The organism is Saccharospirillum alexandrii (assembly GCF_043641555.1).
In the GTDB taxonomy this organism is placed as follows: domain Bacteria; phylum Pseudomonadota; class Gammaproteobacteria; order Pseudomonadales; family Natronospirillaceae; genus Saccharospirillum; species Saccharospirillum alexandrii_A.
Genome location: NZ_JBHZRJ010000006.1, coordinates 76,671 through 89,834, shown reverse-complemented (window position 1 = coordinate 89,834; position 13,164 = coordinate 76,671). Strand labels below are relative to the sequence as shown.

Annotated in this window: 16 protein-coding genes; 5 read left to right on the top strand and 11 right to left on the bottom strand. The window is 55.8% G+C overall.

The genetic code is table 11. The features are described 5' to 3' along the window. Window positions 1–64: 64 nt before the first annotated feature. Complete coding sequence (locus ACHUE7_RS19480; protein ID WP_394171546.1) at window positions 65–1,726, top strand: ethanolamine ammonia-lyase reactivating factor EutA; 1,662 nt, start codon at window positions 65–67, stop codon at window positions 1,724–1,726. 192 nt (window positions 1,727–1,918) lie between these two features. Here the strand turns inward: ACHUE7_RS19480 and ACHUE7_RS19475 are convergent, their stop codons facing one another. The 8 genes from ACHUE7_RS19475 to ACHUE7_RS19440 all read right to left on the bottom strand — a co-directional run bounded on the left by ACHUE7_RS19475 (window position 1,919) and on the right by ACHUE7_RS19440 (window position 7,585). Further along, a complete protein-coding gene (locus ACHUE7_RS19475; RefSeq protein ID WP_394171545.1) occupies window positions 1,919–2,557 on the bottom strand; it encodes a cysteine hydrolase family protein in 639 nt (212 codons plus the stop codon). A gap of 1 nt (window position 2,558) precedes the next feature. Next, window positions 2,559–3,419 (bottom strand): NAD(P)-dependent oxidoreductase, encoded by an 861-nt coding sequence (locus ACHUE7_RS19470; RefSeq protein ID WP_394171544.1) that lies wholly within the window; start codon window positions 3,417–3,419, stop codon window positions 2,559–2,561. Between the two features lie 13 nt (window positions 3,420–3,432). After that, window positions 3,433–3,939 (bottom strand): hypothetical protein, encoded by a 507-nt coding sequence (locus tag ACHUE7_RS19465; protein ID WP_394171543.1) that lies wholly within the window; start codon window positions 3,937–3,939, stop codon window positions 3,433–3,435. Next, window positions 3,936–4,568: a hypothetical protein gene (locus ACHUE7_RS19460; RefSeq protein ID WP_394171542.1), complete on the bottom strand. Its 633-nt coding sequence runs from the start codon at window positions 4,566–4,568 to the stop codon at window positions 3,936–3,938. Before ACHUE7_RS19460 ends, ACHUE7_RS19465 begins: the two co-directional genes overlap by 4 nt. Window positions 4,569–4,583: 15 nt before the next feature. After that, window positions 4,584–5,018, bottom strand: coding sequence for a hypothetical protein (locus ACHUE7_RS19455; RefSeq protein WP_348477014.1), 435 nt, complete (start codon window positions 5,016–5,018; stop codon window positions 4,584–4,586). Window positions 5,019–5,057: 39 nt separating this feature from the next. Further along, the gene (locus ACHUE7_RS19450; protein WP_394171541.1) at window positions 5,058–5,741 is read right to left on the bottom strand and encodes a class II aldolase/adducin family protein; all 684 of its coding nucleotides are present in this window, start codon (window positions 5,739–5,741) and stop codon (window positions 5,058–5,060) included. A 20-nt stretch (window positions 5,742–5,761) separates the two neighbouring features. Beyond that, on the bottom strand, window positions 5,762–6,235 hold the full coding sequence (locus ACHUE7_RS19445; protein ID WP_394171540.1) for a hypothetical protein: 474 nt from the start codon (window positions 6,233–6,235) through the stop codon (window positions 5,762–5,764). 63 nt (window positions 6,236–6,298) lie between these two features. After that, window positions 6,299–7,585, bottom strand: a complete 1,287-nt coding sequence (locus ACHUE7_RS19440; protein ID WP_394171539.1) for an aromatic ring-hydroxylating dioxygenase subunit alpha — start codon at window positions 7,583–7,585, stop codon at window positions 6,299–6,301. Window positions 7,586–7,764: 179 nt separating this feature from the next. Here ACHUE7_RS19440 and ACHUE7_RS19435 point away from each other — a divergent pair, with 179 nt between their 5' ends. The 4 genes from ACHUE7_RS19435 (at window position 7,765) to ACHUE7_RS19420 (ending at window position 10,309) form a co-directional block, all read left to right on the top strand. Next, a complete protein-coding gene (locus ACHUE7_RS19435; protein ID WP_348477010.1) occupies window positions 7,765–8,082 on the top strand; it encodes a non-heme iron oxygenase ferredoxin subunit in 318 nt (105 codons plus the stop codon). 62 nt (window positions 8,083–8,144) lie between these two features. Next, the gene (locus ACHUE7_RS19430; RefSeq protein WP_394171538.1) at window positions 8,145–9,155 is read left to right on the top strand and encodes a 2Fe-2S iron-sulfur cluster-binding protein; all 1,011 of its coding nucleotides are present in this window, start codon (window positions 8,145–8,147) and stop codon (window positions 9,153–9,155) included. Then, on the top strand, window positions 9,142–9,774 hold the full coding sequence (locus ACHUE7_RS19425) for a chromate transporter (protein WP_394171537.1): 633 nt from the start codon (window positions 9,142–9,144) through the stop codon (window positions 9,772–9,774). Before ACHUE7_RS19430 ends, ACHUE7_RS19425 begins: the two co-directional genes overlap by 14 nt. Then, a complete protein-coding gene (locus ACHUE7_RS19420) occupies window positions 9,767–10,309 on the top strand; it encodes a chromate transporter (protein WP_348477007.1) in 543 nt (180 codons plus the stop codon). Before ACHUE7_RS19425 ends, ACHUE7_RS19420 begins: the two co-directional genes overlap by 8 nt. Before the next feature lie 5 nt (window positions 10,310–10,314). On the opposite strand, the gene ACHUE7_RS19415 is transcribed toward ACHUE7_RS19420, so the two are convergent. The 3 genes from ACHUE7_RS19415 to ACHUE7_RS19405 form a co-directional block, all read right to left on the bottom strand. Beyond that, window positions 10,315–11,169 carry an alpha/beta hydrolase gene (locus ACHUE7_RS19415; protein ID WP_394171536.1) on the bottom strand — a complete coding sequence of 285 codons (855 nt, stop codon included), beginning with the start codon at window positions 11,167–11,169 and terminating at the stop codon, window positions 10,315–10,317. Window positions 11,170–11,180: 11 nt separating this feature from the next. Next, window positions 11,181–12,008, bottom strand: a complete 828-nt coding sequence (locus ACHUE7_RS19410; RefSeq protein ID WP_394171535.1) for a 3-methyl-2-oxobutanoate hydroxymethyltransferase — start codon at window positions 12,006–12,008, stop codon at window positions 11,181–11,183. Window positions 12,009–12,091: 83 nt separating this feature from the next. Next, on the bottom strand, window positions 12,092–13,114 hold the full coding sequence (locus tag ACHUE7_RS19405; protein WP_394171534.1) for an amidohydrolase family protein: 1,023 nt from the start codon (window positions 13,112–13,114) through the stop codon (window positions 12,092–12,094). Window positions 13,115–13,164 lie beyond the last annotated feature (50 nt).

Below are 13,164 nucleotides of genomic sequence, written 5' to 3'. Positions count from 1 at the left end.
TTCAGTCAGTATTTATCCTCTAAAGCAGTGACTCTATCTCGTCTCGTTCACTCAGGAGAGAACCATGCACGACGAGCATTCCCATACCTCTGATCATCACACACACCAGGCTCATGATCATTCCGGTGATCACCACCACGGCCATTCCCATCATAGAAGCCCAAACCAGTGGCATGACCATGATCACGATCATCACCTGCCCGAAGAAGAGGTGTCGCTGGAGGACAACCCGCTCTGGCAGAGAGACAATGTCGTTCTATGGAGTGTGGGTATTGACATCGGCTCTGCTGGTACACAGATTTTGTTCAGTCGTGTTCAATTGCAGCGCCAGGCTGCCGAGTTATCGAGCCGTTATATAGTGATCAACCGAGAGACCTACTATGAATCTCCGGTCAGTTTGACACCCTATCGCAGTGACACTCTGATTGATGACCGGGCACTGGGTACATTGGTTGATCAGGCGTACCACGAAGCCAAGGTTAGGCCGGAAGATATCGACACCGGGGTGGTCATTTTAACCGGAGAAGCGCTGCGTCGTGAAAACGCGCCGCGGATTGCCCGCATACTGTCCGAGAAGTGTGGTGACCTGGTGTGCGCAACGGCTGGGCATCATATGGAAGCCCGCCTGGCGGCCTTTGGTTCAGGTGCGGCCCGTGCCTCATTCGATCGTAACGAGAGAATATTGAACATCGATATTGGCGGCGGCACAACCAAGTTGAGTCTGATAGACAATGGGAAAGTGCTGTCAACCGGTGCTGTTCATGTGGGCGGGCGGCTGCTCGCTGTCTCGGACGAAGGTATTTTGGAACGCCTTGACCCGGCGGGCCGTAGCCACGCTTTACGAGCAGGTTTTGACTGGCACGTGGGCGATCGGGTTACGGATGAACAGTTGGATAAGGTGGCCGAAGGCATGGCCGACACACTGGTTGAAGCATTGTTGAACAGTGACTCGGAATCTGTTGTTGATTTTTACCTGACCGACATACTGGCATCAAAAGATCTGGTAACAGCAAGTAGCGTGGTCTTTTCAGGAGGTGTTGCCGAGTTCTTTTATGGTCGTGAGCACCGGGATTTTGGCGACCTGGGTAGACGCCTGGGAGAGGCTTTGCGCCGCCGGGTGGATAACAAAATACTGCCATGGCATTTGCTCGAAGACAGCCAGGGTATTCGCGCGACCGCACTGGGCGCCTCTGAGTACACCACACAATTATCGGGTAATACCTGTTTCCTGACGGATGCCGAAGACCTTGTGCCACGTCGTAATCTTCAGGTTATCAAACCCGATCTCACCCTGGGTGAAGAGGTGGACTCAGCAGGCATAGCACGCAGCATCGCTGGCCATCTGGAGTCATATGAGTCTGAAACACTGGGCGAAGACGTGGTGATGGCGCTAACCTGGCAGGGGCCTCCCCGCTATCAGCGACTGCTGGCCTTTGCACGGGGTATCACCGATGGATTGGCCGATCGTATTAGACAGGGTAAGGCGCTGTACCTGGTGTTGGATGATGATGTCGCCATGACTTTGGGGCAAATATTACGTAACGATCTGAGTATCGCCAATCCGATTCTGGTGATAGACGGTATTCGTCTGGCGGAATTTGACTACATCGACATTGGTCGTGTTCGTCAGCCATCAGCCACCTTGCCGGTAACGATCAAATCCCTGATATTCAATGACACGCTAGGCTCGGCGAAACCGGAGCGCATTCACCACCGGTCGACGTAAGTTGCCATACTCCAGCCGGTTTCATTGATAAGGCCGCTACAAGGCAATATGTGCAGTCAGGTATTCTGACTGCCAATTCGTTACCTGACGGATACTTGGCCCCGAAGATCCAGTTGTGGGTCGACGGGGCCTTGGCTCATGCACAACTGTTCGAGTTGGAAAGAAGCACAGTTGCCGGTCAGCGTGAGCAGGTCAGGCGAGCAGCGCTAGTATTTCGCTAACCGTACGCACACGCGACATTCTTGGAAAGATTCGCTGCATGAATTGGTCGTGGTTGTCGGTTTCATTTGAGGTGCAGGCGTCGCTGGCAACCACCAGGTTAAAATCCAAATCACGAGCGGCATAGGCGGTACTCGCTATCCCGACATCGGTCGAGCCACCGGCCAGAATCAGAGTATCGATACCCCGCGTTCTAAGCGCCAGTTCCAGGTAGGTTTGATAAAAGGCGCTCCAGCGGTATTTTGGAATCAAATAGTCTTCCCGGTTGGGCGCCAGCTCATCAATGGTGTTCGCCTCCCATGAGCCACCGGCAACCACGGGTTTGAGTTCCGGCGGCGCGTTTAAATCCAATCTGGAAAGCCGGTTGTTGGTATCGCGTAGGGTGTGGGCCGTTGTTGCATTGTCCGCCCGGTGGTTGGCCTGCGCATAGGCCACCATTATGTTTTTCTCACGTACCGCACTGAGCAAATCGGAGGCCGCGGCTACCACGGGAATGTACCTGGGTTTTATGGCGCGGTCGGCATCCTTCACATGCCCATTGAGTAAGTCGAAGAGCAGCAAGGCCGTTCGAGCCGGGTTGATGGCCGGCTCTGGCGTGGGTTGAATTGTCATGTTAATTCAAGCCTCCTTTTTCAGGTGGTAATGCCGTTAAGTGCCAGCCTAGGTAGTCGGCTTCCGGCCCGTGCAACAGCTCTTTCACCATCTCTTTGTCGAGTCGCTTGACGAGTTGGTCGACCTGACCAAACAGGGGCATCGGTATGTCACCGGCCTGGGCCATGTCGAGAGCCAGGTCCATGTCTTTTTCGTGCCAGGTAAAACGGGTTGAATCCCAGCGGCGCAAAGTGCCATTTTCGGCAGGGCATTCCAGTAAGACTTCACGCATGCGTTGTGCATTGATTCCGTAGCGTTTTGCCAGTAACAGTACCTCGTAGTTGGCGACGCAATGGGCCCAGTGCATCATGTTGTTACAGGCTTTACCTATCTGGCCAGCACCGACCGGGCCGATGTGATGCACGGCCCTGCTGTAGCAATCCAGTACCGGACGGATGGTCTCAATATCGGCATCGCTGCCGCCGCAGAGGCTTGCCAGAGTGCCTTCCCTAGCACCGACGCGGCCGAAACATACGGGAGCATCAACAAACCCAAAGCCACGCTCACGGCAGGCTTTCGCCAGTGTTTGCATGGTTTTTGGTCCATTGGTAGCGGTTATGACGATGACACTGCCGGCGACACCCTCTTCCAGAATCTCGCGGGTCACCTGCTCAGACTGTTCATCGGTAGCCACCATAACAATGTGCACCTTTGCATGGGCGACGGCACCGGCCAGTGTATTCTGTACATCAACGCCCAACGCAGCGGCAGCATTTCTGCGTTCAGGGTCAACATCAAACCCGGTGACGGTAAAGCCGCCGGCCACAACGTGACGGGCTATGTCGTGGCCCATATCACCCAGGCCGATTAAACTGACGTTCATGAGAGGTCTCCTGTCAAATAAGACGTTCGAGAAGTGAACTTGCAATAACAACAAGTGCACCGGCGAGCAAAGGTAGCGGAAACGCGACCAGCAGCCTCAAGCGCACAAATGAACCACCAAGAAGGGGGACTTCGTAAATCACAACACGATGCAAGGCAAAGATGGTCCAGGCGGTAATGAAGGCGACGAGCCCGGCGGTTGATGCCCCGGCATTGGCGAAGGAGGCGGCCATGGAAAACACCACGACGGGGGCTGCGGGAATGATCAAACCGGTCAGAGTGCCTACCAGAATGGCGATCCAGGGAGAGTTGTCGCTCAGATAGTTGCTGATGATCTGCTCCGGGATTAGCCTGACAATAAAAGCAGCGGCGACCATGGCGACCAGCAGTCGTGGCACCAGAATAATGAATTGTTCAAACGCGCGAGTCAGCCCGGTTCGCAGCGTTCCGTCAGCCCGCTGTATCGAATAGACAATCAGCACCACTGGTATGATGTAGAGCAGTAGTAAGGCAATGTTCATGGTCGCTCCTCCAGATGATCCAGGTCATCCTCATCCGGTGGGAGCCGATTGGCTTTGTCGGGGTCTGTCTTGAGCGTCAGCTCGATGGGTATACGCCGTGCGATGAGGCCAGCGATGATGGGCAAGGGCAGGCTCGCAAGTATACGGACCATCGTGAATTCGGGGCCCATCAATGGCAGATCCCACATGATGGTGCGCTGCAGCCCCAGGGTTGCCCAGCTGGTGATGAAGGCAATCAGAATGCCCCGGTCAGCCCCGGCCGCCGCAAGCACAGCCAGCAACGGAAAGGCCGACGAAGGCCCGCCCAGGGTTATCACGCCGGCAATGGTGGCAAAGACGAGCCCGACCAGGCCGGTGCTGCGACCGACAAAACGAGACAGCGCTTCACGCGGTAACAGCACCCAGATCATCCCGGCCATGGTCAGCGCGGCCAGTACTCGGGGCATCATGCCGAGGGCACTGGCGAGGCTGTCGTAACCCGTGGAATAGAAACTGTCAGGCCCCTGAAAATAATACACCAACCCACCGGTAATGCCGGCAATGCCTGCAAAGGCCCAGAAGCTGACACCAATGCCTTCCGCTAGCAGAGCTTTAAACCATCGCCGCTGCTCCTGGTTCAGTATGCGCATGGCCCGGTTCCCAAGTCAGTCGTGGTGGTGCCCGTGATGGTGGTGATGCCCATGGTGATGGTGGTGACCATGAGCTTCTATTTCAGTAACCATCGCCTCGGCCTGATTCATACCTTCGAGCAAGGCCTCCATCATCGCTTTCATGGGGTTGGCATCTGCCGGAATCTGACCGGCCAGAAACCCCGCCAGTCGTGCGAAGACCACAGCCTGGCTGAACACGCCGTCCATGCGTTCACCGGCGGGAATGTGGACAGCATCGGTTAGGCTGCGTGTCAGAGCCGCATTGAACAGTGTGTCCATATAGGCTGCCCTGGCGCGCGGATCCATGGGCTGTTGGTTGCCTTGTTCCAGACTGTGCTCGGGGGTGATGCCCAGTTGGCTGGTGGTTTCCAGTAGTCGCTCAAAGAGCTGGTCGTCCAATGGATCGTCGTGTTCAAAATCACCGCACATGGCAGGACTCCTGTAATGGCATCAGTAACACTGTTTGCATCACTGAAGGTTGTATTTGGCTTTGAAAAAGCCCCAGCACTTTTCATAGAGTGCGCGCTTTGACAGTCCTTTGCGACTGCCCTCTACTTCTGCATCAGAAAATTCATAGGCGCCACCGAGTGGTGCACAACGGACTTGTCGTTCGGCATTCATTTCAAGATAGATGGCCAGCACGGCGGCTTCCAATAAGTCTTCTGCGACCGTTACGCAGCCGTGGGCTTTCATTAACGCGGCTTTGCCGTTACCCAGCAATTCAGCCACGGCGGTGGCCGTTTCAGTGTTGCTGATTGAGCGGGGGCTGTCGAAGACGGGCACATTTCCCGGCACGGCGCCTTGCGGGAAGACGACTTTATAGGGTTCACCGGCACTGGTTAACAGGGTTGACCATTCCGGGTGACCATGGACGACCGCTTTTACATCGGGGCGCGCACGATAGACCGCCAGGTGCAGGGCCAGTTCATTCGGAGGACGCAACTGGTCTTCATCCACACTGCCGTCCGCATTCACGGTGACCAGGTCTGCCGGAGTCAATGCACAGCGAAGGGAGTCGGCGCTGTTGATCAGGATGCGACCATCACTCAGCCGAATACTGGCGTGGCCGTTAAAGTCAATAACGCCGTACCGTTCAAGCAGATGTACGGTGGTAATTAAAGTCTGTTCGGGAGTGTGACTGGCTGACGTCATGGAAGCCTCCGTCGTTGAGTTCAGGCGCGCACGGCGCGCAGTGATTCGATCAGCGTATCGGTGTCGGTATCGGTGACCAGCGATACGGTGACACGCCGGGTGCAAGCCAGCACCGGATTAATGTCTGTTTCATCAGGTGGCTCGAGTACAAAACCGGACGTCATGATGCGACGCCTTGAACAGGCTTCACCGATCCTCTCTATCGACTCTGTATCGCTGTCTGAGGTGATCAGCAACACCATCACGTCGAGCTGATCCAGGGCGTCATCAAGTGGGACCCGCCTTGCTTCCTGGCCACTGTACAACTCAAGATGTCCGGCGGTGTATAAACCCATGACCGTGTTGTTCCAGCTCAGTTGCTGCAGTTCGGCAAGGGAAGTCAGCGCCTGTCTACCCAGCGCCAATACGAGCGTTTTGCGGGTTCTCGAATTGGGCTGCGCGATGCGAAACCGGCTTTCTGCAGCAGAGGTCGCCCGCATGGACTGGGTTATCATGGTGCCTTCTCCTGAATCCGGTGGTGCTTGAAAACGGGGCCGGTTTTGCCGGCCCCGCTGTCCTCAGACCGAGGTATGGGGGACACCCTTGCGTGCTTTGAGATCTTCCGCACAGGCCGTTTCGAATGCCTGATCTCTGGGCAGCACAACCGAGACCGAGCGCACTCTATGATCTTCAGGTTGAACACCCGGAGGCTGCTGGTCTTTGTCCTTCAGGGCGATGGCCGCTTTGCGCAACATTTGTCGCGCCATGATGATGCCGTTGTCGGTGGACACCAGATTTTCCCGGGTGCGATCGATGATCGGCCCCATGCTTTCCTGAAGGGAGGAGTCCTGAATGGCAATCCCTTCCACGCCACTGTAAGTACGGCCTTCTTTTTGGGCCTGACGGTCTATCAAGTAGTCGTTGGTCTTGTTGGCTTTGGGGATGTAGGTGCCCGGTACATATTCACAGTGAATGCCCTTGCCGGCTTCCATGGCTTCGCGTTCTGCAGCCGACAACGCCCGGTTGGGATGGTAGTCGAAACTCCAGGCCCAGCAATTTTCGTCGTCAATGGGAATCCAGAAATGGCCATGTACCGGGTGGTCACCGCGTGGGGGTACCATGGTGAAACACGGCATGATCCAGGGCGTGATACGCCAGTAGTACTGTTCGTCTTCGGCGTTGCGGCGTGCACCAACCCACAGGCCGGAATTATGTTTGGCGACTTCGAAGAACGGCATTTTGTCAGCTAGGTTATACTGGTTGCCCTTGGCACCCTTGAACAGTGGGTCTGTGTTCAAGTTGCCACTGTGCAGGAACGAGACATGGCTTGAATCAATGCCGCCTTCCATTGCCTGGAGCCAGTTGCTTTCCTGGAATCGTTTTGACGAATAGGTTTGTTCTGCGGGCACGACGGCAAACTCATACTCGGGTGGTGCCGGCTGCAAGTCTTTTGGCCCCATGTAGGTCCATAAAATGTCACCAACCTTGATCAGCGGATAGGCCTGCAGCTTGATCTTCTCACAAAACCCGCTTTCCGCGGGCTCCGAGGGTACATCGACGCAATTGCCTTCAACGTCATATTTCCAGCCATGATAGGGGCAACGCAAACCCCCTTCTTCATTGCGTCCGAACCAGAGAGAGACCCCCCGGTGCGCACAGAATTCGTCCATCAATCCATAGCGACCATCGCTGTCGCGAAACGCAATCATACGCTCAGAGAGCAGCTTAACGCGTACTGGCGGGCAATCGTCTTCAGGCAATTCCTCAGCCAGCAGGGCGGGTAACCAGTACCGGCGGAACAGGTCGCCCATAGGGGTGCCTGGGCCAGTTTGGGTAAGCAATTCATTAACTTCTGTGCGGAGCATTGTTGTTGTCCTCCTGCCGCTCAGTGGTAGCCACGCTTTATTGCGTTGTTGAGGTGGCCAGTTGGCGGTGACCGGGTCTTTTGGGCTGTTTTTGTATTTGTCCCTATATACGGAACGACGTTCTTGATATGTTTGAATCTACATGGTAAAACTGGTTCCGTCAACTTGTGGAGGTAGTTATGTCAGAAACATCCAATCGTGTCAGAGTGTGCAGTACTGAGGATGTGATGCCCGGAGAAGGCCATTATGTCGAGGTCGATGAGCTTGAGCTGGCCGTCTTTAACGTTGCTGACAAGTATTTTGTAACCGACAACCAGTGCACGCACGGTCCGGGTTCACTGTCGGAAGGGTTTCTCGATGGAACGGTTATCGAGTGCGACTTTCATGGCGGTGCGTTCGATGTATGCACCGGGGAGGTGGTTGCCGCCCCCTGCATGGTGCCGCTGAAAACCTATACAGTGACCCTGGAAGGCAACGACATCATGATTGATGTGTGAGCCTGCTAATTGGCTGGCAATGTGCGAATTCCAACAATAAGAACTGATACAGGACGCTCTCTATGGCTCAAATCACGATCGACGGCAGCACTCCAGTCACCTTTCACTGTGATGAAACCGATACGATTATGCGCGCCGCGTTGCGCAGTGGCATTGGGTTTCCCTACTCCTGCAATGTAGGTGCCTGTGGCAATTGCCGTTTCCAGCTGCTGGAAGGTGAAGTTGAGCATGTACAGTCGAGCCCCCGGGCCTGGACCGAGCGGGATGAAAAGCGACAACGTTATCTGGGTTGTCAGGCTCGTCCGAAAACCGACTGCCGGATCAAGCTTCGTACCGATGAGCAATACGAACCCGGCACTCGCCCGGTGCCGGCGACGGCCAGGTTATTGGCCAAAACCGCGTTAACGCACGACATGACCGAGTTCGCACTTGAACTGGATACGCCGCTGTCGTTCCTGGCTGGCCAGTACGCGTTGCTCGGTACCCCGGCCATAGACAGCCCGCGGGCTTATTCCATGTGTAATGTCTCGGGTGGTGACACGCAGTGGAATTTTCAGATCAAGCGGGTACCCGGTGGTGCCATGACCGAACAGCTGTTCGACCACCTGCAACCGGGCGATACGCTCACCTTTGACGGGCCCTTTGGTACCGCCTACCTGCGCGAGGACTCCGATCGCGACATTCTTTGCCTGGCGGGCGGTTCCGGATTATCGCCCATGATCGCGATTGCCCGGGCGGCAGCAGAACATCCGCAGTTAACGCAGAAACGGCTCGATTTTGTTTTCGGAGGGCGCCGTCCCGATGATATGTGTGGTGAAGACCTGCTCAGTGAACTGCCGGGTTTTGGGGCGACTTTGCATTACCATCCCGCCATTTCAGAGGATGTTCCCGCTGACGAATGGGCAGGGCTGCGTGGTTTTGTACACGATGTTGCCTTGCAATTATTTGGAGAAGAATTGCGCGACAAGGAAATCTATTTTGCCGGTCCGCCCCTGATGGCCCAGGCTGTGCAAAAAATGCTGTTTGACCTGAAAGTGCCGTTCGACCAGGTTCATTTTGATGAGTTCTACTGAGCCCGGGAATAAGAGTGTTCAAGAGGCTGTGGCTTCAGGCCCGGTACCGGCCACACCCGTACCTTTGTTATCACTGGCGCTGGTCTTCCTGAAAATGGGTGCTCTGACCTTTGGCGGCATGTGGGCCGCCTTCAGTCGTATCGAGGCCGATCTGGTGCACAAGCGTGGCTGGATCAGTGCAGAGACTCAGCGTGCCATGATGATCACGGCCGCCCTGATTCCGGCACCAAAATTCCTCGCCTTTGGTGGTATGGTTGGCTATCGGCTACGCGGTTTTACCGGCAGTGTCGTCTCGCTGGTATGCCTCATGATTCCGGGTTCATTGCTGGTATTGGCCGGTGCCATGCTACTGCGCCAGGGTGCGGAAGGGACGTTACTCGCTGCCGTGCAGCACAGCATTACGCTGGGTATAGTTGGTTTGTTGCTGGGCAATGCCGCAAATATGGCACACAGCTCTCGGTTGAAAGGGTGGCGATTGTTCGCCGGTATTTTCATCGCCGTCATGATCCCTCTGATGACGCTGGTGTTTGGCGTACCGTTACTGGTGATGGCGCTGCTGGGACTTGTGTCGGGCGCCATCGTTATTCGGCCCGAGCAGGAGTCAGACGAACATGGATAACGGCGTTGGCTTTTTGGGCGTGTTGGGGCTGGTCATGCTCAGCACGCTTTTTTCGATTGGCGGAGGCAATGGTCAGGTCGCGATGATTCAGGGGCAGTGGGTCAGCAATGGCTTGCTCGACCCTGCTTTGTTTGCCTGGGCTTTTGCACTGGGTCATTTCACTCCGGGGCCCAAAGTCAGCTTTGTGACGGCGATTGGGTATTACATGGCCGGCATTCCCGGTGCGATCGCGGCTATGATCGGCATTGTGATCCCAACGTCTTTGGGTGCTTCTCTGGCATCTCACTGGTACCAGCGTTTTCAACGAATCATCAATCACGTCAGCATTTCGGCGTCTATGGTGATTGCGGGCATGATGTCGACGGCGGCCATTGGCCTGGCGCAACCACTTGATCTTTCCTGGATTGAACTGACCGGCATTGCGCTGGTCACCTTTCTGGTCGTGTGGCGCCGGCCCGACCCCGTGCTCATTGTTCTCGGCAGTGGGGTGGTTGGGGCTGTTGTCTGGTTTGCCGGGTCAGCCCTGGCGGGCTGACCTTGTTACAGCGTCACGCTGTGCAGAAAGTCGATGATGCGCTGCGGCGCAGTGTGTTCAGTCTGCTCTTCGGGGGTCACATCCCAATAGTCTGCCTGTGCCGAACATTCCTCAATAAACCGCGCAGCTGAAACCGCATGGGCGTTGTCTTTCCCGGGTATGATCAAGGTTGGAATGGACAGCTGCATCAGATCTTCCGGTTCAAAGCCGGGTACACTGTCGCGGTCGATCAGAGTCCGTAAGGTGCTGGCGACAATCAGTTTGTAATGATCGGCACTGTGCAACGCAAAGCGTTCCGCAAAATCGGCATCGTTTCTGATAGCCGGTCCCCACGGCCCCTGACGAGGGTCTTTGCCAAAGCCCTCGGTTGTTGAACGGGCAAGATCGATGACCGCCTGTAACCCCTCCGATTCAACAAAGGCCGTATGGATGGCAAAACGACGGTAGGCATTCAACCGAAAACCGGCGCCACCGACTGGCCAGTACTGCACCATGCTGAGGGTGCGCTCCGGGTAGGTGGTGGCAAAGGCGGCAACTGGACAGCAACCCATACACCCGCCGATCAGATGTGCCCGGTCGATGTTCAGGTGGTCGAGCAGTGCCCTGCCTTGTTCGAGATAGTGCGACCAGGTCAGGCGCTCAACGCGTCCTCCGGATTGGCCGGTTTCACGGCGGTCGAACAGGATGCAGGTAAAATGGGCCGGCAAATAGTCGAGCAATTTAATGCGAGCATAGACGCCGAGGTTTTCCCATTTGTCCATGGAGGCGTCAAACCCGCCGGGTGCAAACATCAGCAGCGGGGGGCCACTGCCCAGGGTACGGTACTCGGTACGAATGCCGTTCAGAATGGCACTAGGCATAACAGGTCTCCTCAGGGCTTGGCCGGTGGTGCGCCTTTGATTTGTTTGCCCGCACAAACGTCGGCTTTGAATTCGCTGAGGGCATCAAAGGTGATTTTAGCGACGTTGGCGTAGGTGTCGATGTCAGCGTCCAGATGCTTGGCCGAATAGCCGATCGCAGCATGTGCCATACGCACCCGACCGTCGAGCCAGGGGCCGCCACCGAAACCGCCAATCACGGGAATCGATACGGCTTCAACGACTTTAGGGCCAACAACGGGGCCTGAGTTGGTGAAATCGAGCAGTGCTGCGCCAGCGGCTTCTAGCTCTTTCGCTTCGCCTATGAGGCGGTCCAGCATGGCCGGGGGCACTTGAGCACCGGCAGTGGCCATGGCGTTGTATTCCATACCATACTGCAGGGCGGTTTGCGGGGTAATGCCAAACTGAGCCCAGACGGGAATGCCGGCACGAACCAGTGCGGTGACGGCTTCCGGGAAATCCGCAGCGCCATCAAGCTTGATCAGGTCGACACCGGCTTCCTTGACCATACGAATCGCCGCACGAACGGCTGAATCAACGCCTTCCTGCAAAGGGCCATAAGGAAAGTCGGCACTGACCAGCGCGCGCTTTGTGCCTCGTCTGACCGCCTGAGTAACCGTGATCATCTGGTCCATTGTGATTTCAAACGGATTGGGCTGACCCCAAAGGTTCATGCCGACGGTGTCACCAACCGAGATAATGTCGACGCCGACCCGGTCAACGATCTGAGCCATCTGGTAATCCCAGGTAACCACGCCGACGATTTTTTCACCTCGGTCTTTTTTTTGCTGCAGCGATTGCAACGTCACTTTGTTGCTCATGTAATATCCTGTTATTCAGTGGCTACCTCGCCGGGCACTCAAACAGCCCGGCTTTATGGATTGCCCGATAAATGGGTTGCAGGTCATAGCCCGCGTGCGGCTAACAAGCTGTCTACCCTCGGATAGACTTTACGTACATTGCCTTCGAATACTTTGTGACGGTCGGCGTCCGATAAGGGAAGCGAATCGATGTAGCGCTTCGTATCGTCGAAGTTGTGGCCAGTTTCCGGGTCGACGCCTTTCACCGCGCCAAACATTTCCGAGGCAAACAGGATGTTGTCGACATCAATCACCTCAAACAGCAAATTAATGCCCGGTTGATGATAGACGCACGTGTCAAAATAGACATTGCGCATGATGTGTTCCGATAACGGAGGCCGGTTCAGCATGTCCGCCAAACCCCGGTAGCGTCCCCAGTGGTAGGGTACGGCGCCCCCGCCGTGAGGAATGATCAGCCGCAGCTCCGGAAAGTCTTTGAACAGGTCTCCTTCCAGAAATTGCATGAAGGCACTGGTGTCTGCATTCAGATAATGCGCACCGGTCGTGTGGAAGTTTGAGTTGCATGACCCGGAGACATGAATCATCGCAGGCACATCCAGTTCAATCATCTTTTCATAAAATGGATACCACGCCCGGTCGGTCAACGGCGGCCCGGACCAGTGGCCGCCTGATGGGTCCGGGTTCAGGTTGCAACCAACAAAGCCTAGCTCGTTTACGCACCGTTCCAGTTCTTCAACCGAATGACTGATCGGGACGCCAACGGACTGCGGTAGCTGGCAAACACCGATAAAAGTTTCGGGAAACAGACCAGTAACCCGGTGTATCAGATCGTTGTTGATCCGGGTCCAGGTTTTTGAGACGGCTTCATCACCAATGTGATGTGCCATAGCCGATGCTTTTGGAGAGAATATGGTCATGTCGGCACCGCGTTCGCGCAATGCTTTCAACTGATTGTTTTCGATCGACTCGCGAATCTCATCATCAGACACCGACGCCAGGCTTGGGGCAGGGCTGGACGGGTCTTTGAAATGCGCAATCTGAGCGTCGCGATAACGTTGTAACTGACCCGGTGCGGTGGTGTAGTGACCATGGCAATCGATGATCATCGTGCTACTCCTGTTTCAAGTTGGCAGCCGTTGGGTGCGGGCGAGTGAAC

What these genes read in the sequence shown, in the direction of transcription:
- ACHUE7_RS19440 (WP_394171539.1), bottom strand. Translation starts at nt 7,585, where the DNA reads ATGCTCCGCACAGAAGTTAATGAATTGCTTACCCAAACTGGCCCAGGC.
- ACHUE7_RS19450 (WP_394171541.1), bottom strand. Translation starts at nt 5,741, where the DNA reads ATGACGTCAGCCAGTCACACTCCCGAACAGACTTTAATTACCACCGTA.
- ACHUE7_RS19410 (WP_394171535.1), bottom strand. Translation starts at nt 12,008, where the DNA reads ATGAGCAACAAAGTGACGTTGCAATCGCTGCAGCAAAAAAAAGACCGA.
- ACHUE7_RS19415 (WP_394171536.1), bottom strand. Translation starts at nt 11,169, where the DNA reads ATGCCTAGTGCCATTCTGAACGGCATTCGTACCGAGTACCGTACCCTG.
- ACHUE7_RS19475 (WP_394171545.1), bottom strand. Translation starts at nt 2,557, where the DNA reads ATGACAATTCAACCCACGCCAGAGCCGGCCATCAACCCGGCTCGAACG.
- ACHUE7_RS19420 (WP_348477007.1), top strand. Translation starts at nt 9,767, where the DNA reads ATGGATAACGGCGTTGGCTTTTTGGGCGTGTTGGGGCTGGTCATGCTC.
- ACHUE7_RS19425 (WP_394171537.1), top strand. Translation starts at nt 9,142, where the DNA reads ATGAGTTCTACTGAGCCCGGGAATAAGAGTGTTCAAGAGGCTGTGGCT.
- ACHUE7_RS19445 (WP_394171540.1), bottom strand. Translation starts at nt 6,235, where the DNA reads ATGATAACCCAGTCCATGCGGGCGACCTCTGCTGCAGAAAGCCGGTTT.
- ACHUE7_RS19455 (WP_348477014.1), bottom strand. Translation starts at nt 5,018, where the DNA reads ATGTGCGGTGATTTTGAACACGACGATCCATTGGACGACCAGCTCTTT.
- ACHUE7_RS19465 (WP_394171543.1), bottom strand. Translation starts at nt 3,939, where the DNA reads ATGAACATTGCCTTACTACTGCTCTACATCATACCAGTGGTGCTGATT.
- ACHUE7_RS19405 (WP_394171534.1), bottom strand. Translation starts at nt 13,114, where the DNA reads ATGATCATCGATTGCCATGGTCACTACACCACCGCACCGGGTCAGTTA.
- ACHUE7_RS19470 (WP_394171544.1), bottom strand. Translation starts at nt 3,419, where the DNA reads ATGAACGTCAGTTTAATCGGCCTGGGTGATATGGGCCACGACATAGCC.
- ACHUE7_RS19460 (WP_394171542.1), bottom strand. Translation starts at nt 4,568, where the DNA reads ATGCGCATACTGAACCAGGAGCAGCGGCGATGGTTTAAAGCTCTGCTA.
- ACHUE7_RS19435 (WP_348477010.1), top strand. Translation starts at nt 7,765, where the DNA reads ATGTCAGAAACATCCAATCGTGTCAGAGTGTGCAGTACTGAGGATGTG.
- ACHUE7_RS19480 (WP_394171546.1), top strand. Translation starts at nt 65, where the DNA reads ATGCACGACGAGCATTCCCATACCTCTGATCATCACACACACCAGGCT.
- ACHUE7_RS19430 (WP_394171538.1), top strand. Translation starts at nt 8,145, where the DNA reads ATGGCTCAAATCACGATCGACGGCAGCACTCCAGTCACCTTTCACTGT.